The organism is Aromatoleum toluolicum, assembly GCF_012911005.2.
Lineage (GTDB): Bacteria > Pseudomonadota > Gammaproteobacteria > Burkholderiales > Rhodocyclaceae > Aromatoleum > Aromatoleum toluolicum.
The window spans coordinates 16371-39399 of the sequence record NZ_WTVS01000031.1; the positions used below are offsets into that span (position 1 = coordinate 16371).

The window sequence follows — 23029 nt, forward strand, 5'->3', positions numbered from 1 at the left end:
ACCTCTCAGGCAGCCTGGCGCGCCGCCCCCGCAGGGGCTTCGCGCTCGGCAAGACGGCGGTAGCGACGGTCTGCGGCGGCGAAGATGCCACCCAGCGCCATCAAGGTGCAACCGACCCAGATCCAGCTGATGAACGGACGGTAGAACAGGCCCACGACCCAGGCGCCGTCCTCGAGCTGGTCGCCGAGGTTCACGTACACGTCGCGGAGCGGGCCGATGTCGATCGACGCCTCGGTCATCGGCATGCCCTGCGCTTCATAGAAGCGCTTCTCCGGCGTCAGCGTCGCAAACTTGACGCCCCCGCGGCTGACGTCGATCGTCGCGCGCGCGGCAGCGTAGTTCGGTCCGGGAGCGTCCGCGACGCCGCGGAAGGTGAAGGTGTAGCCGGCCAGCTGTGCGGTGTCGCCGGACAGCATCTTCACCTGGATCTGGCTGTTGAGACTGCCAACCAGGGCGACGCCGATGATGAACACGCCGATCCCCAGGTGGGCGAACCACATGCCCCACCACGCTGCGGGAATGCCGCGCAGACGCGAACCCGTTCCCGCACCCTGACGGTCGGCGAGGCGCTGCCACAGGATCTGGACGCTGCCGATCAGCACCCACGCCGCAAGGGACAGCCCCAGGGCGGTGCGCCACGTGACGTGACCGATCGCGAAAGCGCCACCGATGCCGAGGACGACGCTCGCAACCAGGCCCGGGACGACCTTGCGCAGGACGCGGTTGCCGTCATCGCCTTTCCAGCGGACGAAGGGGCCGATCATCATCAGCACGATCACCGGGGTCATGAGCGGCACGAACACGGTTTCGAAGTACGGCGGCCCGACCGAGATCTTGCCGAGGTTCAGCGCGTCGATGAACAGCGGATACAGCGTGCCGAGCAGCACGGAGCCACAGGCGACGGACAGCAGGACGTTGTTGCCGAGCAGCGAGGCCTCGCGCGACACGAGGCCGAAGCTGCCGCCCCCGGCCAGGGTGGGCGCGCGCCACGCGAACAGCGTCAGCGAGACGCCGATCACGACGACCAGCAGCGCCAGCACGAAGAGGCCACGTGCGGGATCGGTGGCGAACGCGTGCACCGAGGTCAGCACGCCCGAGCGAACGAGGAAGGTGCCCATCAGCGACAGCGAGAACGCGCCGATGGCGAGGAGGACGGTCCAGCTGCGGAAGGCGCCGCGCTTTTCGGTGACGGCAAGCGAGTGCATCAGCGCCGTGCCCAGCAGCCACGGCATGAAGGATGCGTTCTCGACCGGATCCCAGAACCACCAGCCGCCCCAGCCGAGTTCGTAGTAGGCCCAGCCCGAGCCGATGGCGATGCCGGCGGTGAGGAACACCCACGCGACGGTCGTCCACGGGCGCGACCAGCGCGCCCAGGCGGCATCCATGCGGCCGGACAGCAGCGCGGCGATCGCGAAGGCGAAGGCGACCGAGAAGCCGACGTAGCCCATGTAGAGCAGCGGCGGATGGATGATCATGCCCGGATCCTGCAGCAGCGGATTGAGGTCGCGGCCTTCGGGTGCGCCGGGCAGGATGCGGTCGAACGGGTTGGACGTGACCAGCAGGAACAGCAGGAAGCCGCTGCTCACCAGACCGAGCACGCCGAGCACGCGCGCCATGAAGATCTCGGGCAGGTTGCGGCTGAACACCGTCACGGCGACGGTCCACAGCGCGAGCGACATCGACCACAGCAGCAGCGAGCCCTCGTGGTTGCCCCACACGCCGGTGATCCTGTAGATCAGCGGGGTTGCCGAGTGCGAATTGCTGGCGGCCAGTTGCAGGGAGAAATCGCTGTTGATGAAGGACCAGGTGAGACAGCCGAACGAAAACGCGATGAACAGGAACTGACCCTGCGCGGCGGTGCGACCGACGGACATCAGCGCGAGGCGGTTGCGGCTGGCGCCGACTAGCGGCACCACGCCCTGCACGAAGGCGAGGATCAGCGCGAGGATCAGGGAGAAATGGCCGAGTTCGGGAATCATTGCTTCACCGTCTTGGCGGTCTTCTGCGCTTGGTCAACCGCATGCTGCGCTTCGGGCGGCATGTAGTTCTCGTCGTGCTTCGCGAGCACTTCGGAGGCGGTGAACTGGCCGTCCGGTCCCATCTTGCCCTGTACGACCGCACCCTTGCCCTCGCTGAAGAGATCGGGCAGCGAGCCCTTGTAGGTCACGGGAATGACCTTCGCGGTGTCGGTAATCGCGAACTGCACGGTCAGGCCGTCGGCCGCGCGCTTGATCGAGCCGGGCTCGACCAGACCGCCGATGCGGAAGGTGCGCCCGCTCGGCGCCTTGCCTTCGGCGACTTCGGTGGGGGTATGGAAGAACACGAGGTTCTCCTGGAAGGCGGTGAGCACGAGCGCCACCGCCCCGATCAGCAGTGCGACGGCGCCGCCGAGCAGCATCAGCCGTTTGCTACGGGGTTTCATTCAACGATCTCCTCAAAAGCACGGCGCCCGCCCGCGCCGGCCACATTGGCCCGACGCAGGCGCAACAGGCGCCGTACGGTATCCCTACGACGACGCCCGACGAGGATCAGTTCCCCGATCACGAGCAGCAACATCACGCCGTAACTGCCCCACACGAAGGGGGCGAATCCACCCATGTCCCAGAAGGCGCTCCAGGATTCCCACTGCATCAGATCTTGCCCTCCAGCGCGTTCAGTTCGGCCGCGACCCACTCGGTATGACGCTCGCGCTCGAGGATCAGCGAACGCACGCGCCACAGCGTGACGGCGATGGTGTAGGCCCATGCGGCAAACGCCATCACCAGCATCCCGGTCAGCATGGTCGTGGCCATCGAAGGCGCCTTGTTGAGACTGACGGAAGCCCCCTGGTGCAGGGTGTTCCACCACTTCACCGAGAAATAGATGATCGGGACGTTGACCGCGCCGACGAGCGCGATGATCGCCCCTGCCTTGTCTGCGCGGCGCGGGTCTTCGATCGCCCGCGTCAGCGCCATGAATCCCAGATACAGGAAAAGGAGCAGCAATTGGGAAGTCAGGCGCGCGTCCCACACCCAGTAGGCGCCCCAGGTCGGCTTGCCCCACAGCGCGCCGGTCCACAGCGCGACGAAGCAGAACATGGCGCCGGTAGGCGCGAGCGCCTGCGACATGATGAAGGACAGGCGGGTGTTCATGACCAACCCGACGAAGGACCAGAAGGCCATGACCATGTAGATGAACATCGACATCCAGGCCGCCGCGACGTGGATGTAGATGACGCGATAGACCTCGCCCTGGACGGCATCGGTCGGCGCGACGAAGAACCCCAGCCACAGGCCGACCGCCGTGAGGATCGCGGCGACGCCTGCGAACCATGGGGCAAGCCGGCCAGCCAGAGGGTAGAACATCTGGGGAGCAGCGAACCGGAAAATGCTCTTGCTGCGTTCGGGTTTTTGCATGTCTTTCATCATTCAACCGCAATTCGGAGGGCCGCGGCACAGGCCAGCGGCGCCAGAGCCAGGGAACCCAACAGGCCGCCACCTAAAAGCAAAAGATGTGCCTGAGCGCCGGAACCGGACAGGTAAGCGTCGACCGCACCGGCGCCGAAGATCAGCACCGGCACGAACAAGGGCAGCACCAGGAGCGCGAGCAACATGCCGCCGCCGCGCAGGCCCAGCGTCAGCGCGGCGCCGACCGCACCCAGCAGCGCGAGGATCGGGGTTCCGAGCGCCAACGATAGGACCAGCACCCCCAACGCACCTTGCTCCACGTCAAACAGCAGGGCCAGCCCCGGCGCGACGATCACGAGCGGCAGGCCGGTGGCGATCCAGTGCGCGCAGATCTTGGCGACGACCCACAGGACGGTCGGCTCGGGCGTGAGCAGGAGTTGTTCGAGCGTGCCGTCGGCGTGATCCTGCGCGAACAGGCGATGCAGGGACAGCAGGGTGGACAGCAGCGCCGCCACCCACAGCACGCCCGGCGCGATGGCGCGCAACTGGTTGGGCTCGGCACCGACCCCGAAGGGGAAGAGGCACACGACGACGACGAAGAATGCGAGCGTGACGAGGACGTCGGCGCGACCGCGCCATGCAAGCAGAAGATCGCGGCCCAGGACCGCGGCGAAGGGACCCAGGGCGCGACTCAACAGGCTACCTCGGCAAGATCGAGCACCGTCGGGGCCTTGGCAAAGGGTGCATCCTGGTGTGTGGTGAGCACCACCATGCCGCCGGCGGCGCAATGTTCGGAAAGGGTGGCGGTCAGGTCGGCCACCGCAGCGACGTCGAGCGCCGTGAAAGGCTCATCCAGGATCCACAGCTTGCGGTCGGCCTCGAGGAACAGGCGGGCCAGCCCGACGCGCCGGCGCTGCCCCTGCGACAGGACGCGGGCGGGCAGGTCGAGCTGCTGGGCGAGACCGATGCGCACGAGGGCATCGATGCAGGCGTCCTCGTCGACCTTGTCGCCCCCCGAGGAGCACGCGAAACGCAGGTTTTCGAGCGGCGAGAGGAGATCGTTGAGCGCCGGCGCATGTCCGAGGTACAGCAGGGACCGATGGTAGCTTTCGCGGTCGCGATTGACGGGAACATCGTTCCAGCGGATTTCGCCGCTCTCGGGCATCGCGAGGCCACACAGGATGCGCAGCAGACTGGTCTTGCCGTATCCGTTCGGACCGGCAACGCGCAGCAGGTCCCCCGGAGCGACCCGCAGGGAAAGGCCACGGAACAGCGGGCGGTCACCCTTCACGCAGGCGAGATCATTAGCATAAAGCATGGGCGTGGATTTAACCACAGACGCGACCGATTCGGGAGATCCAGAAACGGGAAAACCGCGATTTCACCAGTGGATAGGTGAAATCGCGGCGGGACCGGCGAGGAGCGGGAACTTCAGTCCTGCTTGGGCGGAACCGGCGGGTGGAACACCTCGGGCGCGACGCTTTCGCGCGTGGCGCCGATGTCCTGCGCGATCGGCGGCAGGGAGTGCGCGATGCCCTTGTGGCAGTCGATGCAGGTCTTGCCCTCCGCGAGCCCGGCCTGGTGCGCCTTGTTGGAGCGGCGGCCCTGCACGGAGTAGTCAAAATACTCGTAGTTGTGGCAGTTGCGGCACTCCTGCGAGTTGTTCTTCTTCATGCGGCGCCATTCGTTCTGGGCAAGCTGGACGCGCTTGGCGTTGAACTTCTCGGGCGTATCGATCGAGCCGAGCAGGTGGTGGAAGACTTCGTTGGATGCCTGGATCTTGCGGATGATCTTGGGAATCCACTCCTTGGGCACATGGCAGTCCGGGCAGGTGGCGCGCACGCCGGTGCGGTTCTGGTAGTGGATGGTGTTGCGATACTCCTTGAAGACGTTTTCCTTCATCTCGTGACAGCCGATGCAGAAGGCTTCGCGGTTGGTGATTTCCAGCACCGTGTTGAAGCCGCCCCAGAAGATGATGCCGGCGACGAAGGCAATGCCGACGACGCCGAAGGCGAGGCGACGCACGCGCTGCCACAGGCTGCCCTTTGCGTTGTTGTTGTCCTGGGTCATGTTGGTTCCCTGTCCGTTAGGCGTCGAGGATCAGCGCAGGCCCTCGGCGCGTTTGAAGTTGTTGTCGACCAGCGGCTTGGCGTCGGTCTGGGGAATGTGACACTGCAGGCAGAAGTAGCGGCGCGGGGAGATGTTCGACAGTTCGCCGCCGTCGCGGTCCTTGAAGTGGGTGAGGCTGACCTTGGTCGCGTTGAACTCCTGGTAGCGGCTCCACGCGTGGCAGTCCATGCACTTGTTGAAATTCTTCGTGACTTCGTAGCCCTCGACCTTGTGCGGAATCAAGGGCGGCTGCTGCACGTAATCGCGCGATATGGCCGGCCCGTCGGGCCGGATGTGCGCCGCCGGCGTGACCGGCTCGGCCGCGTCGACCGGTGCGCCGCGCAGACTCTGCACCTGCTGGGCGAAGGCGGCCTGTCCGCCGAAGGTACCGAAACTCACGGCGGCAATGAGCGCCAGCGTCAGGTTACGGGTCTGTTTGTTCATGACTCGCTCCTATCAAATCGGGTCGTGATTCGAAAAACGTTCTTGCCGCATACATCGACGCAGCGGCCACAGTTGGTGCAGTTGCGGTCGAGGATGACGGGATGGTCCTGGCCGGCCGCCTTGAGGGCGGGACGGATGACCTGGGGTTCGGGGCAGACGGCGAAGCAGTCCATGCAGTCGTCGCAGGCGCTGCGGTGTGCGGCGCTGACACGGACCAGCGCGGCGCTGCCGAGCAGGCTGTAGCAGGCGCCCATCGGGCAGATGTGGCCGCACCAGCCGCGCGTGGCGATCAACACGTCGTAGAGGAAGACGCCGCCGACGATGCCCCATGCGAGGCCGAAGCCGAAGATGAGGCCGCGGTGCAGCATCGACACCGGATTGACCCATTCCCACGCGAGGCTCCCGGTCGCGAAGGCGGCGAGCAGCATGAAGCCGAGCAGCCAGTAGCGCGTGTCGCCCGAGGGGATCTTGCCACCCTTGAGACCGAGGCGCCGGCGCAGCCATGCGGCGGCGTCGGTGACGAGGTTCATCGGGCACACCCACGAGCAGAACACGCGCCCGCCGACGATGAGGTAGAAGGCGACGACAATGGCGGCGCCGATCAGGGCCTCCTTGTACGGGAGCGTTCCGGCCACGAGTGACTGCGCGAGCAGGAAGGGATCGGTGAGCGGCAGCACGTCGAGCGTGAGGCTGGACGAGAGGTTGCCCTTGACGACCCACAGCCCGAACCACGGGCCGGCGAGGAACAGCGCTAGGATGCCGAGCTGTGACACGCGGCGCAGGACGAGCCACTTGTGCGCACCCAGCCAGCCCTTGCTGGCGATCGCGTCGGCGCCGACGCGCGGGCGCACGGCTTTCGGCGTGGCGGCGACGGCGCTCATGGCTTCCACCCGGAGTCGAGGCCGCTGCCGGGCCGGGCCGGCGTGGCGGGCGCGGGTGCCGGGCCCTGCCCGGGCAATACGCGCGTGTCGCCGTAGGCCTTGCCTTCGAGGCCGCGCACCGGCAGTTCGATCTGCTCGCCGATCAGCGACTGGCCGGCGGCTTCCTTCTCTTCCCAGCCCTTGCGGTAGTGCTCGGCCTTCGAGCCCTGCGCGAGCTTGACCGGCAACACCTTGATCGCGGCTTCGCCCGGCAGCACGCAGGATTTCTCGCACTTGCCGCAGCCGGTGCAGTAGTCCGAATGCACGGTGGGCAGCAGCATCGCGTGGCGGTCGGAGCGGGGATTGTGCTGACGCTCGAGCGTGATCGCCTTGTCGATGACCGGACACACGCGGTAGCAGACGTCGCAGCGCAGGCCGAGGAAGTTGAGACAGGTCTCGTGGTCGATCAGCACCGCGAGGCCCATGCGTGCCTTGCCGATGTCGGTGAGGCTATGGTCGAGCGCACCGGTCGGGCACGCCGCGACGCACGGAATGTCCTCACACATCTCGCACGGGATCTGGCGTGCGGTGAAGTACGGGGTGCCGGTTGCGACGCCGTCGCCAAGCTCGGCGAGCTTCAGCGTGTCATAGGGGCAGTCGCGCACGCACAGGCCGCAACGCACGCAGGCGGCGAGGAAATCCGCCTCTGCGAGTGCGCCGGGCGGGCGCAGGGCGACCGCGGGCAGGGCGCTTGCCTGCTTCGCGTACAGGCCGACGCCGAGCGACAGCAGACAGGCGCCGCCCGCGACCCCCGCCGCTTCCCGGAGGAAGCGACGGCGGGGCGAGGGGCCTCCCTGGCCGACCGGCTTGTCCTGCATGTCACCCATGATCGCTGCTCCGAGCCCTGGTCCGCGGTCAGACCTTGAGCACCTTGACGGCGCACTTCTTGAAGTCCGTTTCCTTCGAGATCGGGCAGGTGGCGTCGAGCGTGAGCTTGTTCACCAGGCGCCCTTCGTCGAAGAACGGGATAAAGATGAGGCCGACGGGCGGCTTGTTGCGGCCGCGGGTTTCCAGGCGTGCAGTGATCTCGCCGCGACGCGAAACGACCTTGACCATCATGCCGCGCTGCAGGCCGCGCTTGGTGGCATCGTCCGGGTGCATGAAGATCTGGGCTTCGGGCACGGAGCGGTGCAGCTCGGGGACGCGGCGCGTCATCGTGCCGGTGTGCCAGTGCTCGAGCACGCGGCCCGTGCACAGCCACATGTCGTAATCCTTGTCCGGCATTTCCGGTGGATCCTGGTAGGGCAACGCGAAGATCACCGCCTTGCCGTCCTTGTGGCCGTAGAACCTCACGCCCTCGCCGGTCTTGACGTAGGGGTCGTAGCCTTCGCGGAAGCGCCACAGGGTTTCCTTGCCCTCGACGACCGGCCAGCGCAGGCCGCGCGCCTTGTGGTATACGGCGAAGTCGGCAAGGTCGTGGCCATGGCCGCGGCCGAACTGCGCGTATTCCTCGAACAGGCCCTTCTGCAGGTAGAAGCCGAGCTCCTTCGACTCGTCGTTCATGTAGCCGGGGATCGCGTGCGCGTTCGCCTTGTCGACGTCGGCGAGCGGGAACTTGTTGACGGTGCCGTTCTTGTAGAGGATGTCGAACAGGGTCTTGCCCTTGTACTCGGGCTTCTTGGCGATGAGCTCGGCGGGCCACACGTCCTCGACCTTGAAGCGCTTCGAGAATTCGAGGAGCTGCCACAGGTCGGACTTGGCCTGGCCCGGGGGCGCCACCTGCTGGCGCCAGAACTGGGTGCGGCGCTCGGCGTTGCCGAAGGCGCCTTCCTTCTCCGTCCACATCGCGGCGGGCAGGATCAGGTCGGCCGACAGCGCGGACACGGTCGGATAGCAGTCCGACACGACGATGAAGGCCTCGGGGTTGCGCCATCCGGGGTAGATCTCGCCGTTGATATTCGGGCCGGCCTGCATGTTGTTGGTCGTGCTGGTCCAGTAGCACTTGAGCTTGCCGTCCTTGAGCGCGCGGCTCTGGGCGACGGCGTGGTAGCCGATCTTTTCGGGGATGGTGCCGTCGGGCAGCTGCCAGATCTTCTCGGTGATCGCACGGTGCATCGGGTTGGTGACGACCATGTCGGCTGGCAGGCGGTGCGAGAAGGTGCCGACCTCGCGCGCGGTGCCGCAGGCGGAGGGCTGGCCGGTGAGCGAGAACGGGCTGTTGCCGGGCTCGGAGATCTTGCCCGTCAGCAGGTGCACGTTGTAGATCATGTTGTTCACCCACGTGCCGCGGGTGTGCTGATTGAAGCCCATGGTCCAGAACGACACGACCTTCTTGTTAGGGTCGGCGTAGAGCTTGGCCATGCGCTCGAGGCGGTCGACAGGGACGCCGGAGAGCTTCGACACTTTCTCGGCGGTGTACTCGGACACGAACTTGGCGAATTCCTCGAAGCTGATGTCGGTCGCCGCACCGGTGTTGCCCTTGGGCTTGCCGTCCGCGCCGGGATAGCCGTTGTTGGTGGCGTTGGCTTCGAGGGCATGGTTCGGGCGCAGGCCGAAACCGATGTCGGTCTCGCCTTTCTTGAAGTTGACCCGCGTCTTGACGAACTCGGTGTTAACTTTCTTGTTCTGGATGATGTAGTTGCAGATGTAGTTCAGGATCGCGAGATCGGTGTTCGGCACGAAGATCATGCCGTTGTCGGCGAGCTCGAAGGAGCGGTGCTCGAAGGTCGACAGCACATGCACCTCGCTGCCTTCCTTGGACAGGCGGCGGTCGGTGATGCGCGACCACAGGATGGGGTGCATTTCCGCCATGTTCGAGCCCCACAGCACGAAGCCGTCGGCGTTCTCGATGTCGTCGTAGCAGCCCATCGGCTCGTCGATGCCGAAGGTGCGCATGAAGCCCGCGACCGCGGAGGCCATGCAGTGGCGCGCATTGGGGTCGAGGTTGTTACTGCGCAGGCCGGCCTTGTGCAGTTTGGCGGCGGCGTAGCCTTCCCAGATTGTCCACTGGCCCGAGCCGAACATGCCGACGGAATCGTTGCCGTGCTGCTTGATCGCAGCTTTCCACTTCTCGGCCATGATGTCGAAGGCCTGATCCCACGAGACCGGGGCGAACTCGCCGTTCTTGTCGTACTTGCCGTTCTTCATGCGCAGCAGCGGCTTCGTGAGCCGGTCGTTGCCGTACATGATCTTCGACAGGAAGTAGCCCTTGATGCAGTTGATACCACGGTTCACGGGCGAATCAGGGTCGCCCTGGGTGGCGACGACGCGGCCGTTCTGCACGCCGACGAGCACCGAGCAGCCGACGCCGCAGAAGCGGCAGGCGGCCTTGTCCCAGCGCACCTTTGTGGAGGCGGCGCCGGCGGGCTGGGCCTGCGCCTCGGCCACTACCGGGATGCCGATGCCGGCGGTCGCCGCGGCGGCCGCGATGGCATTGGTCTTGATGAATTCGCGTCTATCCATGGTCATTTCAAGCCTCCTTGTCCTGAGCGCTGCCGATTCGGTCCACCGCGAGCGGCAGGCCCGGGATCGGTTCCGGGTGTTCCAATTCGTGTTCCAATCCTTCATCCGTGTATTCGTAGGCCAGCGTCACGCCGAGCACGTGCTGGGCCAGGTTGACGGCCAGCAGCGAGTCGGTCATTGCGTAGCCCTCGCCGTCCTCGACGGTGACGATGACGCGCCCGAGTTCGGCACTGGCGCCGTGCAGCTCGACGCCCGGAATCTTCAGCAGCGCGTCCTTCAGGGCGTCGATGTGCTCCGGGCTGACCCGCACGACGAGACTTGCGATCTTCATACAGACATCTCCACTTCATTCTTCATTGCGATGGCGCCGGTCGGACAGGGGGCCAGGCAGCCGCCGCAGCCGGTGCAGCGTGCGTCATCGAACAGGGGCTGCGCCACACCGCCGCGGCTGGGCCGGAAGCGGATCGCGGCTTCGCCGCACGCCTCGCCGCACACCCGGCACTCGACGCCGCGACGCGCGAGACAGGCGTCGTCGATCACCGCCTTGAGCTGCCACGGCGCTGCCGCGGCATCGGCCCGCCGCAGCGCCTCCGGCTTGCAGACGGCGACACAGTCACCGCAGAAGCTGCATTCGCCGCGGCTGAAGTCGACAACCGGATAGCCGCCGGGGGCAGCGACCAGGATCGCGGGCGGACATGCCTTCAGACAGTCGCCGCAGCGCGTGCATTGATCCTCGAACGCGCCATCGGCGATCGCCCAGGGCGGGCGCTGCATGTCGGGATCGGAACGGAAGCGGCCTCTGAGAAAACCGCGGCGTGAAGTCGACATGAGGCGAGCGCAATACCCTGAAACATCCATGGTTTTCATTGGACACGCGCCCGGATGGCCGAACCTTGATTGCCATCAAGATGAGAATGCATCTCATCTTTAGTCGATCGGGCAGCCCGATCAGCGTTCGCTGCGCATGTGTTCGACGGCCCAGACGGCCGCCTCGACACGCGATCGGAAATTGAGTTTGCGCAGCAGGTGCTTGACGTGCACCTTCACGGTGCCTTCGGCGATGTTGAGTTCGCGCGCGATCTGCTTGTTCGACAGACCGCCCGCGATGCACCCGAGGATGCCCTGCTCGCGCTCGGTGAGTCCGGCCGCCGACGCGCTCTCGGGGCGTTTTTCGTCGCGCAGGGCGGCGGCCAGCAGGTGCGTGAGCGCGTCGGAGACGACGATGCGCCCGGCCGCGGCGGCGCGCAGCGCCTCGACCATCTCCTCGGGTTCCATGTCCTTGAGCAGGTAACCGTCCGCGCCGGCGCGCAGCGCGGCGACCAGGTCGTCGGCAGCGTCGGAGACAGTGACCATCACGACGCGGGTGTCGAGATCGGCCTGTTTCACGAAGCGCAGCACTTCGAGTCCGGACATCTCCTTCATGTTGAGATCGAGCAGCAGCAGGTCGGGGCGCAGGTGCAGGATCTGGCGGATGCCTTCCTTGCCGTCCGCGGCTTCGGCCACGAGGTCGAAGCCGGGGACCGTGCGCAGCAGCTGGATCAGCCCCTTGCGGAACAGCGGGTGGTCGTCGACGATGATGATGCGTTGCGGAATTTCGCTCATTGGCCTTCCACTGCGGTGGGTATCCGGGTGCGAATCTGGGCTGGGTCCGGCGTGAAGCGGACGACGATGCGCGTGCCGCCGCCGGGGCGGACCTGCACTTCGAGCGAGCCGCCAAGACCGCGCGCCCGCTCGGCCATGATCGTAAGGCCGAAATGCTGCGCCGCGACCCGCGAGTCGGCGTCCACGCCGCAACCGTCGTCCTCGACGACGACGATGATCTCGTCGTCGGGCGCGGACGTGAGCGCGACGCGGATGCTGGTCGCCTGCGCATGGCGCACGGCATTCGACAAGGCCTCGCGGACGATGTGCAGGACGTGGATTTCCTGGTTCGGGTTGAGGTGCTCCCCCGCCAGATCGAGATCGAGCGCGATCGGCAAGCCGCTGCGCGAGGCGAACTCGGACACGGTATTGCCGAGCAGGCGTGCGAAGTCGCCCTCGATGCGCAGGCGGAAGGTGGCCAGCAGTTCGCGCAACTGGCGGTAGGCTACATTGATGCCTTCGCGCAGATCGGCGAGGATGGTCGCGGCGCCTTCGCGCGGCTGCGGCCCCGCCAACGCCGAGGACAGCAGGCTCACCTGGATCTTCATGAAGGACAGCGACTGCGCGAGCGAATCGTGCAGCTCGCGGGCAATGATCGAGCGCTCTTCCTGCAGCGCGAGGAGGCGGTCGCGCTCGCTCTGGCGCGAGATGCCGAGCGCGATGCCCATGTGGCGCGACACCGCCTCCAGCAGGTCGCATTCCCATTCCTCCAGGCGCTGGCCCGGCGGCAGCGCGAGACGCAACATGCCGTAGTGGCGCTCGGCATCGCGCAGCGGCACCATCAGCACGTCGACGTCGCCCTCGCGGTGGTAGCTCCACGGCGCCGCGCGTCCCGAACAGCGGGCGCAATTCCCGCCGCCCGCCTGGCGTTCCGCGCATTCGCCCATCGTCGACGCGATCGCCGCTGCCGGCCCGCCGTGCTTGGGCTCGATGCAGATGAAGCTCCCCCTGAGGCCCAGCGTCTGTTCGAGGTCCTGCAGCGTCTCGGAATAGGTCTCGCTGCTGGCGGGGGCGTGGTAGAGGCGCGCGATCACGTAGTACAGGAGTTCGAGCGCGCGGTTGCTGCGCGTGAGATCGGCGGTCTTCTTCTCGACGCGCGCCTCGAGCTCGCGGTAGGCGACGGACAGCTCGCCCGCCATCGCGTTGAAGGCGTCGCCGACCCGTCCCAATTCGTCGCGCCCGGTGTGGCGGCTGCGCGCGTCGAAGTCGCCTTGGGCGATGCGCGCCGCACAGCTGCGCAGGTCCGTCAGCGGCGCGAGCACGCGCCGGCGCAGCACGACGAGTGCCGCCGCGATGACGAATACGAGCAGCGCCAGTGCTGCGCCCAGCATCGCGCGGAGGTGGCCGATACGCGACTCGGCCTCGTGCTCCAGTACCGCGACCAGCGTGTTGACCTCCTCGGCGAAGGCATCGACATCCGCCAGCAGCGCGCGGTAGTGCTCCTTCGCGAGCGGATCTTCAGCTCGCGCTGCCGGAGCCTGCAGCAGCAGGGGCCGGATGCGCGCCATCCAGCCGGCTTCGACGCCGCGAAAGATCGACGCGAAGACGCCGCTCGGCTGGCGCTCCAGCACGCTGGCGATGACCGGACTGTCCAGTGCCGCGTCGAATTGGGCGACCGCGTCGCGGACCGCTTCCTCATCCGTAGCCCCCATCCCGCGCGCCACCGCGAGGCCTCCCGCCCGATGGACGAGCCGGCGCAGGCTTCCGGCGACGTTCACGGCGCTGGCGCTGCCCTGCACGGATTCGACGACGACCACCGACACGCCGATGCCGACCGCCCCGATCACGGCGACCGCGGAGAACGCCAGCAGAAGAAGCAGCAGCACGGCGCGGCCGACGATCATGCGCCACATGCGCAGCACCAGTCCGCGCAATCCGCGCCCCGGCGGGGCAACCGCTGGATTCATGGGAGATACCTCCATATACCCCGATCCGTGACCGGATATTACCCGGTCAGAAAAAGGCCATGAAAATCCGACACTTTCCTGTTACCACCAATACCTCTGAAGAGGTAGTCGGCAGCAAAGTTCGGCATATGCCACTAGGATCATCATGTTTTCTGCATCTACACTTGCGGAAGAATGTCGGTCCGACCCCGCATCATGACGCACAGGGAGCTTCCTGCCATGAACACGATCCAGGTCCAGACGGTTCAAATCCTCGCCCGCATCGATCCCTTCGATCGACTCGATACCGCCGCGCTGGGGCGACTCGTCCACGGCGTGCGCTCGCAGCGGGCATCGCGCGGCGAGATGCTCATGCATCGCGGTGCTGAACCCGGCGGCATGTACCTCGTGCTCGAAGGCGAAATCAAATTATTCCTGATCTCCAGCGCGGGAGCGGAAAAGGTCGTGCGGCTCGCCGGGCCGGGCGATACCTTCTGCGAAGAGAACATCTTCACCGACAGCTGTCAGAGCCTCGCGGCACAGGCCACGCGCAACAGCATCGTGCTGCACGTCCAGCGCAACGCGCTGCAGGCGGCGATGGCGGCGCAGCCGGCCTTCGCGATGGCGCTGATGGCGCGGCTTTCGGAACGCATGCGCGAACTGGTCGACGGGATGGAGCAATGCACCCAGCGCAGCAGCACGCAGCGCGTCGCGCACTATCTCGTGCAGCATGCCGGCAGCGACGACGGCGAGGTGCATCTTCCATGCGACAAACAGACGATCGCGTCGCAACTCAACCTGACGCCGGAAACCTTCTCGCGGGTGCTGAACCGGCTGCGACGCGACGGTTTCATCGTGCCGCGCGGACGTCGCGCGATCACCCTCACGAACCGCCTGCAGCTCGAGCGCATCGCCGCCTGACGGTGGGCCGGCCGCGTCAGGCGGCGAGCGGCGTCACGCGCTCGCGGTTTCCGTCCGCGGCAAGCCAGCGCACCAGAATGCGATAGATGTCGAGGTCGAAGCGGCGCGGCGGCAGCTCCGCGCGCAAGGCTTCCAGCGCCTGCGGACTGTCGGCGGAGCCCAGCAGGCACCAGCGGTCGAACATGTGCCAGGCCTCGCTGCCGCTGTGCGGACAGCGCTCCGCGACGATCACCGCGCCCGCCCACGGCCAGGGGCGCAGCTTCACCGCCCCGAGCGCGCCGAGCAGGCGCTCGTCGTGCGCCGCGGCGCTTTCCTTGCCCGCACACACGCCGGCGCAGCGTTTCGCCACATGCGCCGAACAAGGCCCTTCGTTGCCCCCTTCCAGCCCCAGGCGCCGCAGGCACAGCTGGTAGGCCTGCGCGAGTTCGCGCAGCAGGTTGTCGGCTTCCTTCTTCGTGCGGAAGGTGCCGTGCACGTCGCCCCATGCCGCCGGGTCGCTGCCGGCGAGCGGAACGCGCTGCAGGATCGGCGGGCGCTTGCGTCCCGGCACGTATTGCAGGCCGAAGACGTCCGCGCCACTCGCGGCGCGGTTGTACTGCGGACAGCGGCGGCGCAGGAGCTCCGCCTCGCGCAGCGTCGCGGTCAGTTCGCCGGCGCTCTCTTCCCAGTCGACGCGGCGCACGCGCTGCGCAAGCTCCGCATCCTTGCCCTTCACGCCGGGCGCGAAGTGTTCCATGACGCGCGCGCGCAGGCAGGCGCTGCGGCCGAGGTAGAGCAGCTGGTCGTTGTCGCCGTAGAGGTAATACAGGCCCGGCGACTCGGGCAGGCCTTCGAGCACGCCCTCAGGCAGCTCGACCACGCGCGCGGGGCGCTTCATCGCGCGCTCGACGGCGCGCGCGAGCACGTCGGGCGCGAAGGAGTCGGTCACGAGCCGGGCGAACTGCCACAGCACCTCGGTGTCGCCCATCGCGCGGTGGCGCGCACCGCAGGTGAAGCCGTGGCGCTCGATCAGCGCGTCGAGGCCGTGGCGGTGATGCTCGGGGTAGAGCGCGCGCGACAGCTTCACGGTGCATAGCACCGGCGCATCGAAGGTCTGCTCGATGCGCGCGAACTCGCTGCGGATGAAGCCGTAGTCGAAGCGCGCGTTGTGCGCGACGAACACGGCGCCGCCGAGCCGCGCACGCACCTCGTCGGCGACCGCCGCGAAGGTCGGCGCATCGGCCACCATCGCGTCAGTGATGCCGACCAGCCGCTGGATCAGCGGCGGGATCGGGCATTCGGGATTGACGAGGGTTTCCCAGCGCTCGACCAGCTCGCCGCGCTCGATGCGCAGCACGGCGATTTCCGTGACGCGGTCGCGCAGCGGATTCGCGCCGGTGGTTTCGACGTCGATCAGGACCAGTGAGTCAGGCAGCGACACGCAGGCGAGGGACAGGGCGGATTCCCGCAGGACAGGGCGCACGCGGCGCGGACGGACGCGTGCGCGGCGGACGAATCAGTGGTTAGTGTCGTAGTAGTAGCCCTTCACCGGCACGCTCGACTCGTCGTAGCGCGCCTGGGTCGCCACATCCTGCGGCTTGTCCCACCACAGGGCACGGCCCTTCTTCTGCTCTTCGAGTTCCTTCGGGTGCTTTTCCAGCCACTCGCGCATGAACTTGGTGTGCTCCGATTCGTACATCGCCATTTATTCTCTCCCGGTACAAGGCGACGCATTGTAGACGCCCCGGCCCGCGACCGCCAATGCGCGCACGTCAAACAGGATTCCTTCACGTCACTTCGACACCAGTTCGTCGATCAGGATCCACGCCGCGGTCGCCCCTAGCAGGGCGGCCATCGCCCAGTTGAACGCACGCAGCGCGACGGGGCTCTGCAGGAAGACGCCCATGCGGTCGCCGGCGAGCGCCCACAGCGCGATGCACGGCAGGTTCACGACGGCGCACCACCACGCGAGTTCCGCCGCTGCCTGCCAGCCGCTGCCGCGCGGCAGGAACAGGATCGCGACGTTGAGCACCATCATCCACGCCTTGGGATTGACCCACTGGAACAGCGCGGCGCCGAAGAAACCCAGCGGGCGGGCCTGGCCGCGCGAGGCTGGCTCGCCCGCGCGCGCCTGGCGCCACGCCAGCCACAGCAGGTAGGCGCAACCGGCGATCACGAGCGGCACCCGCAGCGCCTCGAGCCACACCATGATCCACGCCAGCAGGCTCGCGACGAGCACGACCTGCACACCGTGGCCGATGCTGACGCCGAGCATGTGCGGCAGCGTGCGGCGGAAGCCGAAATTGACGCCGCTCGCCGCGAGCATGAGGTTGTTCGGTCCGGGCGTGACGGACATCGTGACCACGTAGGTCATCAGGGGCAGATCGAACATGGCGCGTCCTCCGGGCTGAGCTTCACGCCATCAAGGATAGGGATTCGCGCACAACGGTTACAGCTTCAGTATTCGTCGTTTATACTGGATACAGTTATCGACAGATACCACTGTACCCGTCGCTTACGGCACAGACTGCAACCATCGCTCCCGGAGCCCCGCATGCTCGACGACAGCCAGCCGCTCTATCAGTCCCTCGCGCTGGAGCTGCGCCACGCGATGACGGACGGGCGCCTCGCGAGCGGCGAACGCCTGCCCTCGGTGCGCGAGGCGGCGAAGAGCCGCGGACTGAGCATCAACACCGTGCTCGCGGCCTACCGTCAGCTCGAGGCGCACGGCCTGATCGAGGCGCGGCCGCAGTCGGGCTATTTCGTGCGTTCGCGCCTGGCGACACCCGCAGCCCCGCGCTTCGCGCCCGCCAGCACGCTGGCGAAATCCGCGGAGGCCGAAGTCCTCGACCAGATCAGCCGCGTCGTCGCCGCGCAGGCGAATCCCGACACGATCGACCTCTCGCTCGCCTGCCCCAAGGGCAGCACCTTCTATCCCGGCGAACGCCTCGGCCGGCTCGTGTCGGACCTCGCACGGCGACGCCCGGAGCTGCTGTCCGACTACAGCCTGCCACCCGGATCGCTACTGCTGCGGCGCGAGATCTGCCGCCATGCGCAGGATCTGGCGATGACGCTGGCGCCCGAGGACATCATCCTCACCAACGGCTGCATGGAGGCGCTGCAGTTCGCGCTGCGCACGGTGACGCGCCCCGGCGACACGATCGCGCTGGAGTCGCCGACCTACTTCAACCTGATCCCGCTCGCCGAGCGCCTGGGGCTGAAGACCATCGAGGTGCCGACGCATCCCGACACCGGCATGTCGCTCGACGCGCTGGAATTGCTGCTGTCGGAAAAGCGCGTGCAGGCGGTCGTGGCCATGCCCAACGTGCACAACCCGCTCGGCACAAGCATGCCGGTCGAAGGCAAGCGGCGGCTGGCCGAACTCGCCAACGAGTATCGCGTGCCGGTGATCGAGGACGCGCTGTACGCCGAGTTGCAGTACGCGACGCCGCTACAGCCAGCCGCCAAGGCCTTCGACCGCGACGGCTGGGTGATCGTATGCGCGTCCTACACCAAGACGCTGGCGCCGGGCTTCCGCATCGGCTGGATGGAAGGCGGGCGCTTCCGGCGCGAACTCAACGACCTGAAGTTCTGCAGCTCGGTCGCGCAACCCGCGCTACTGTGCGAGGCGCTCGGCGTGTTCCTGGAAAGCGGCGGCTACGCGCAGCACCTGCGCCGCCTGCGGCGCACTTACGCCGGGCAGGTCGAACGCCTGCGCGGCCTGATCGACAGCGCCTTTCCCGCCGGCACGCAGGCCACGCGGCCGACCGGCGGCTTCCTGCTGTGGGTGCAGCTGCCCGCGGGCTGCGACTCGAACCGCCTGTTCGACACCGCGCTCGCGCGCGGCATCAGCATCACGCCCGGGCAGCTGTTCTCGCCCGGCGGGCGCTACACGCGGCACCTGCGGCTGTCGGGCTGCTATCCGTTCTCGGACCGCCACGTGCACGCGCTGATGACGCTCGGGGAGCTCGCGACGCGGCAGCTGTGAGGCGCACGCCGCTAAATCAGGCGGGAATCTGGCCGCAGAAGCTCGACAGGATGTTCACGACCTCGTCGCGCGGCAGGTCGCGCACGATGAAGACGAGGCGGCTCCGGCGGTCGTCGTAGGGCGGACCTTCGGGCCACGCGGGCAGGCTGCTGGTCGGATAGGCGACGTGCTGCACGCACTGCACGACACGCGGCAGCGGGTCGCCGGCGACGTTGAGCAGGCCCTTGATGCGCAGGATGCGCGCGCCATACACCTGCAGGATCAGGCCGAGGCCGTCGGAGAAGCCCAGCCAGTCGAGCGGCTCGTCGAAGCGCAGCACGTAGCTCGTGACGTGGTCGTCGTGGCGCGCGTCGTGCCCCGCCACCGCGGCGGTCGTCGCCCCCGGCCGGCGCCATGCCGGCGCCGCGGCCGCCTGCGCGCGCACGCGCTCGTCGCCGAGCCAGCGCGCGACGTCGGGGATCTTGCCCGCCGGGTCGTACAGGCCGCAGCCCGACACCGCCAACACCGGCACTTCGCCACGGAACACCTCGATCTGCTGCGCGCCCGGGTTCAGCGTCGCAAGCCGCGCCGCGAGCGCCGCGCGCTCGTCCGCGCCGGCGAGGTCGCACTTGGTCAGCAGCAGGCGGTCGGCCATCGCGACCTGGCGCACGGCCTCGCGGTGATGGTCGAGCTGGCCCTGTGCGTGCGTCGCGTCCACCGCGGTGATCACGCCGTCGCAGCGGTAGCGCTCGGCGATGAAGGGCTCCTGCATCAGCGTGTAGATGACCGGCGCCGGGTCGGCCAATCCGGTCGTCTCGACCAGCACGCGCTCGAGGCCGGGAATCTCGCGCCGCAGCGCGCGCATGAAGAGGTTCTTCAGCGCCTTCACGAGGTCGCCCTGCACGCTGCAGCACACGCAGCCGGAGTCGAGCACGATCAGCGTCTCGTCGACCTTGTCGACGAGATGGTGGTCGACGGCGACCTCGCCGAACTCGTTGATCAGCACCGCGGCGCGCGCCATCGCCGGGTCGCGCAGCAGGTGGTTGAGCAGCGTCGTCTTGCCGGCGCCGAGGAAGCCGGTCAGCAGCGTGACGGGGATGCGGCGGTCGCCGTCCTGCGCGGCCTCGGACTGCAGCTCGCCCATGTCGGTCTCAGGCGCGCGTGTCGCTCTTCATGCGGCCGATGCGCACGACCTCGGGCACGCGGCGCACGCCGCGCATCACGTGCGCGAGGTGCATGCGGTCGCGCACCTGCACGGTGAGGTTCATTGCCGTGTACAGGCCGCCCTGCTCGTTGTCCATCGACACGTTCTGGATGTTGCAGTCCTCGTCGGCGATCGCGCTGGCGACGCGCGCGAGCACGCCGCGCACGTTCTTGGTCAGGACGCGGATGGTGACGTCGAACAAACGTTCCTCGCCCGCCTCCCACTCGACATCCACCCAGCGCCCGCGGTCACCGCGCACTTTCGCGACCACCTGGCAGTCGTGCAGATGCACTTCCAGCCCCTGGCCCTTGCGGATCACGCCGATGATCGGGTCGCCCGGGATCGGCTGGCAGCAGCGCGCGAGCTGCACCGCGATGCCCTCGCTGCCGCGGATGAGGATCGCGCCGGCGGGTTTGGGCTTGATGACGTCCGGACGGCCGGATTCGAGGTCCTGCGCCTGCGCGAGGCGGCGCGCGACGATGACCGGCAGGCGCCGGCCCAGCCCGATGTCGGCGAAGACTTCCTTCTTCGAGCGCATGCTGCGGTCGCGCAGGAACCGCTCCCACGCAAAGGTGCTGATCTGGCCCAGCGTGAGGCCGTGGGGACGCAGTGCCTGGTTGAGCAGGCGCTCGCCCAGCGTCACCGATTCCTCCTGCTGCGCGCCCTTGAGGAAGTGGCGGATCTGCGCGCGCGCCTTGCCGGTGCGCACGTATGCGAGCCACGCCGGGTTGGGGTTGGCGTGCGCGGCGGTGATGATCTCGATCTGATCGCCGTTGCGCAGCTCGGTGCGCAGCGGCATCAGGTCGCCGTTGATGCGGCAGGCGACGCAGCGGTTGCCGATGTCGGTATGCACGGCGTAGGCGAAGTCGACCGGCGTGGAGCCCTTGAGCAGCGACAGGATGCGGCCCTTGGGCGTGAACACGTACACCTCGCCCGGGAACAGGTCGATCTTCACGTGCTCGAGGAATTCGGTCGCCTCGCCCGAGGTCGATTGCAGCTCCAGCAGCGACTGCAGCCACGAGTGCGTCTTCTGCTGCAACTCGGTGAGCGTCTTTTCGTCTTCCTTGTACAGCCAGTGCGACGCGACGCCGCTCTCGGCGATGTGGTGCATCTCGGCGGTACGGATCTGCACCTCGACCGGCGTGCCGAAGGGGCCGATCAGCGTCGTGTGCAGCGACTGGTAGCCGTTCGCCTTGGGGATGGCGATGTAGTCCTTGAACTTGCCCGGCACCGGCTTGTACATCGAGTGCAGCGCGCCGATCGCGAGATAGCAGCTCGGCACGTCGCGCACGATCACGCGGAAGCCGTAGATGTCGAGCACCTGCGAGAAGGACAGGTGCTTCTCGGCCATCTTGCGGTAAATCGAGAACAGGTGCTTCTCGCGCCCGCGCACCTCGGCGGCGAGGTTCCACTGCGGCAGCCGTTCCTCGATCGACTGCAGCACCTTGCCGACAACCTCGCGCCGGTTGCCACGCGCCGCCTTGATCGCGCGCGACAGCACGCGGTAGCGCATCGGGAACTTGTGTTCGAACGACAGTTCCTGCAGTTCGCGATAGAGGTTGTTGAGCCCCAGGCGATTGGCGATCGGCGCGTAGATCTCCAGCGTCTCGCTGGCGATGCGGCGGCGCTTGGCCGGGCGCACGCAGTGCAGCGTGCGCATGTTGTGCATGCGGTCGGCGAGCTTGACCAGGATCACGCGCAGGTCGCTCGCCATCGCCAGCAGCATCTTGCGGAAATTCTCCGCCTGCGCCTCTTCGTGCGAGCGGAACTCGATCTTGTCGAGCTTGGAGAGGCCATCGACGAGCTCGGCGGTGGTCTTGCCGAAGCGCTCGGCGATCTCCTGCTTGGAGATGTGGGTGTCCTCCATAACGTCATGGAGGAGCGCGGCCATCAGCGCCTGCGGGTCGAGGTGCCAGTCGGCGACGATGTCGGCGACCGCGACCGGATGCGAGATATAGGGATCGCCGCTGATGCGGAACTGGCCCTCGTGGGCGCTGGCGGCGAAATGGTAGGCCGCCTCGACGCGGCCGACGTCCTCCGCTTTCAGGTAGGTCGCGAGCTTCGCCTTGAGTTCGGCGAAGTCGAGCGCCAGCACGCTCGACGCGGGAGGACGGAAAGGTTCGGGGGCGGGAATCGCAGCGGCGGCTTCCATGACGGAACGACTCCCGGCTCCCCGCGCGGGGATCAGGCCTGCCCGCGGTTGAGGATTTCCAGGCCGACCTTGCCGGCGGCGATTTCACGCAGGGCGATCACGGTCGGCTTGTCCTTGTCGCTCTTGTCGATTTCGACCTGCGGGGCCGAGCCGATGGTGATCTGGCGCGCGCGATAGGTCGCGGCCAGGGTCAGCTGGAAGCGGTTGGGGATTCGTTTGAGGCAATCCTCGATGGTGACACGAGCCATTTTTTCAGTCCTGTTCAAGAAAATCGAAATACTGCTGGTGGCGCAGGCGCTGCCGGTCGTAGCGCAGCCGCGACGCGCGCACCACCGCGACGAGGTCGTCGATGGCGTTTTGCAGATCGTCGTTCAGTATAACGTAGTCGAATTCGGCCACATGCCGCATCTCGCCGCGCGCGCCCAGCAGGCGGCGGGCGATCACGTCCTCGCTGTCGGTGCCGCGGCCGCGCAGGCGCGACTCCAGCGCCTCGACCGAAGGCGGCAGCACGAACACGCCGACCGCGTCGGGAAAGCTGCGCCGCACCTGCTGCGCGCCCTGCCAGTCGATCTCGAGCAGGATGTCGCGTCCGGCGGCGATCTGCTCCTTCAACCAGACCCTGGAAGTCGCATAGTAGTTTCCGTGCACCTCGGCCCATTCGAGGAATTCGCCGCGGTCGCGCAGGGTGCGGAAGGTCTCGACGTCCACGAAGTGGTATTCGCGCCCGTCCTGCTCGCCGGGGCGCGGTGCGCGCGTGGTGTAGGACACCGACAGGTGCATCTGCGGATCGCGTTCGAGCAGTCCGCGCACGAGGGTCGTCTTGCCGGCGCCGGAGGGCGCAGTGATGATGATCAGGGTACCGGGCATATGTGCGCGCCGCATTGCGTGCATGCGGCGCCTCCGTGGTGTGCAGGTTGATCCGTTGCCGGCATGCGCCGGCCCGCATTCGGGCGGAGCTCCGATTGTGCCAGCCGGCACGCGGCGACGCCAAACCCGGCGCGGCGCCGCCACGGCGGCC

Annotated in this window: 24 protein-coding genes; 2 read left to right on the forward strand and 22 right to left on the reverse strand. The window is 67.4% G+C overall.

The window, feature by feature from the left end:
• Positions 1-5 precede the first annotated feature (5 nt).
• The 15 genes from GPA27_RS15280 to GPA27_RS15350 form a co-directional block, all read right to left on the reverse strand.
• Positions 6-1979 (reverse strand): heme lyase CcmF/NrfE family subunit, encoded by a 1974-nt coding sequence (locus GPA27_RS15280; protein ID WP_169141432.1) that lies wholly within the window; start codon positions 1977-1979, stop codon positions 6-8.
• The gene (gene ccmE, locus GPA27_RS15285; RefSeq protein ID WP_050414213.1) at positions 1976-2422 is read right to left on the reverse strand and encodes a cytochrome c maturation protein CcmE; all 447 of its coding nucleotides are present in this window, start codon (positions 2420-2422) and stop codon (positions 1976-1978) included. Before ccmE ends, GPA27_RS15280 begins: the two co-directional genes overlap by 4 nt.
• Positions 2419-2631, reverse strand: coding sequence for a heme exporter protein CcmD (gene ccmD / locus GPA27_RS15290; RefSeq protein WP_169141433.1), 213 nt, complete (start codon positions 2629-2631; stop codon positions 2419-2421). The genes ccmE and ccmD overlap by 4 nt, the downstream gene beginning before the upstream one ends.
• Complete coding sequence (gene ccmC / locus GPA27_RS15295; protein ID WP_169141434.1) at positions 2631-3395, reverse strand: heme ABC transporter permease CcmC; 765 nt, start codon at positions 3393-3395, stop codon at positions 2631-2633. The genes ccmD and ccmC overlap by 1 nt, the downstream gene beginning before the upstream one ends.
• 8 nt (positions 3396-3403) lie before the next feature.
• Entirely contained in the window at positions 3404-4081 is a 678-nt protein-coding gene (ccmB, locus tag GPA27_RS15300) for a heme exporter protein CcmB (protein WP_076603331.1), read from the reverse strand.
• Positions 4078-4704, reverse strand: coding sequence for a cytochrome c biogenesis heme-transporting ATPase CcmA (ccmA, locus tag GPA27_RS15305; RefSeq protein ID WP_169141435.1), 627 nt, complete (start codon positions 4702-4704; stop codon positions 4078-4080). Before ccmA ends, ccmB begins: the two co-directional genes overlap by 4 nt.
• Positions 4705-4817: 113 nt before the next feature.
• Entirely contained in the window at positions 4818-5456 is a 639-nt protein-coding gene (locus tag GPA27_RS15310; RefSeq protein WP_169141436.1) for a NapC/NirT family cytochrome c, read from the reverse strand.
• 30 nt (positions 5457-5486) lie between these two features.
• The gene (locus GPA27_RS15315) at positions 5487-5939 is read right to left on the reverse strand and encodes a nitrate reductase cytochrome c-type subunit (protein WP_169141437.1); all 453 of its coding nucleotides are present in this window, start codon (positions 5937-5939) and stop codon (positions 5487-5489) included.
• A complete protein-coding gene (gene napH, locus GPA27_RS15320; RefSeq protein WP_169141438.1) occupies positions 5936-6820 on the reverse strand; it encodes a quinol dehydrogenase ferredoxin subunit NapH in 885 nt (294 codons plus the stop codon). The genes GPA27_RS15315 and napH overlap by 4 nt, the downstream gene beginning before the upstream one ends.
• Positions 6817-7686 (reverse strand): ferredoxin-type protein NapG, encoded by an 870-nt coding sequence (napG, locus tag GPA27_RS15325; protein WP_169141439.1) that lies wholly within the window; start codon positions 7684-7686, stop codon positions 6817-6819. The genes napH and napG overlap by 4 nt, the downstream gene beginning before the upstream one ends.
• 28 nt (positions 7687-7714) lie before the next feature.
• Complete coding sequence (gene napA / locus GPA27_RS15330) at positions 7715-10267, reverse strand: nitrate reductase catalytic subunit NapA (protein ID WP_169141440.1); 2553 nt, start codon at positions 10265-10267, stop codon at positions 7715-7717.
• Position 10268: 1 nt separating this feature from the next.
• Positions 10269-10592 (reverse strand): chaperone NapD, encoded by a 324-nt coding sequence (locus GPA27_RS15335; RefSeq protein WP_169141441.1) that lies wholly within the window; start codon positions 10590-10592, stop codon positions 10269-10271.
• Positions 10589-11089 carry a ferredoxin-type protein NapF gene (gene napF, locus GPA27_RS15340; protein ID WP_169141442.1) on the reverse strand — a complete coding sequence of 167 codons (501 nt, stop codon included), beginning with the start codon at positions 11087-11089 and terminating at the stop codon, positions 10589-10591. Before napF ends, GPA27_RS15335 begins: the two co-directional genes overlap by 4 nt.
• A 120-nt stretch (positions 11090-11209) precedes the next feature.
• Positions 11210-11863, reverse strand: a complete 654-nt coding sequence (gene narL, locus GPA27_RS15345; protein WP_169141443.1) for a two-component system response regulator NarL — start codon at positions 11861-11863, stop codon at positions 11210-11212.
• The gene (locus GPA27_RS15350) at positions 11860-13809 is read right to left on the reverse strand and encodes an ATP-binding protein (protein WP_169141444.1); all 1950 of its coding nucleotides are present in this window, start codon (positions 13807-13809) and stop codon (positions 11860-11862) included. Before GPA27_RS15350 ends, narL begins: the two co-directional genes overlap by 4 nt.
• A gap of 219 nt (positions 13810-14028) precedes the next feature.
• On the opposite strand from GPA27_RS15350, the gene GPA27_RS15355 reads away from it, so the two are divergent.
• Positions 14029-14709, forward strand: a complete 681-nt coding sequence (locus GPA27_RS15355) for a Crp/Fnr family transcriptional regulator (protein WP_169141445.1) — start codon at positions 14029-14031, stop codon at positions 14707-14709.
• 16 nt (positions 14710-14725) lie between these two features.
• Here GPA27_RS15355 and GPA27_RS15360 read toward each other — a convergent pair whose 3' ends face one another.
• The 3 genes from GPA27_RS15360 to GPA27_RS15370 all read right to left on the reverse strand — a co-directional run bounded on the left by GPA27_RS15360 (position 14726) and on the right by GPA27_RS15370 (position 17080).
• Complete coding sequence (locus tag GPA27_RS15360) at positions 14726-16129, reverse strand: exonuclease domain-containing protein (RefSeq protein ID WP_169141479.1); 1404 nt, start codon at positions 16127-16129, stop codon at positions 14726-14728.
• 75 nt (positions 16130-16204) lie between these two features.
• Positions 16205-16393 (reverse strand): DUF3460 family protein, encoded by a 189-nt coding sequence (locus GPA27_RS15365; RefSeq protein ID WP_169141446.1) that lies wholly within the window; start codon positions 16391-16393, stop codon positions 16205-16207.
• An 87-nt stretch (positions 16394-16480) separates the two neighbouring features.
• Positions 16481-17080: a LysE family translocator gene (locus GPA27_RS15370; RefSeq protein WP_169141447.1), complete on the reverse strand. Its 600-nt coding sequence runs from the start codon at positions 17078-17080 to the stop codon at positions 16481-16483.
• A 162-nt stretch (positions 17081-17242) separates the two neighbouring features.
• Here GPA27_RS15370 and GPA27_RS15375 point away from each other — a divergent pair, with 162 nt between their 5' ends.
• On the forward strand, positions 17243-18676 hold the full coding sequence (locus GPA27_RS15375; protein ID WP_169141448.1) for an aminotransferase-like domain-containing protein: 1434 nt from the start codon (positions 17243-17245) through the stop codon (positions 18674-18676).
• 16 nt (positions 18677-18692) lie between these two features.
• Here GPA27_RS15375 and GPA27_RS15380 read toward each other — a convergent pair whose 3' ends face one another.
• Genes GPA27_RS15380 through gmk form a run of 4 tightly spaced genes read right to left on the reverse strand, consistent with a single transcriptional unit; the run spans position 18693 to position 22878 of the window.
• Positions 18693-19799, reverse strand: coding sequence for a CobW family GTP-binding protein (locus GPA27_RS15380; protein WP_169141449.1), 1107 nt, complete (start codon positions 19797-19799; stop codon positions 18693-18695).
• 7 nt (positions 19800-19806) lie between these two features.
• Complete coding sequence (locus GPA27_RS15385; RefSeq protein WP_169141450.1) at positions 19807-22011, reverse strand: RelA/SpoT family protein; 2205 nt, start codon at positions 22009-22011, stop codon at positions 19807-19809.
• A 32-nt stretch (positions 22012-22043) separates the two neighbouring features.
• Complete coding sequence (gene rpoZ, locus GPA27_RS15390) at positions 22044-22259, reverse strand: DNA-directed RNA polymerase subunit omega (RefSeq protein ID WP_169141451.1); 216 nt, start codon at positions 22257-22259, stop codon at positions 22044-22046.
• Positions 22260-22263: 4 nt separating this feature from the next.
• Complete coding sequence (gene gmk, locus GPA27_RS15395; protein ID WP_169141452.1) at positions 22264-22878, reverse strand: guanylate kinase; 615 nt, start codon at positions 22876-22878, stop codon at positions 22264-22266.
• Between the last annotated feature and the right edge of the window lie 151 nt (positions 22879-23029).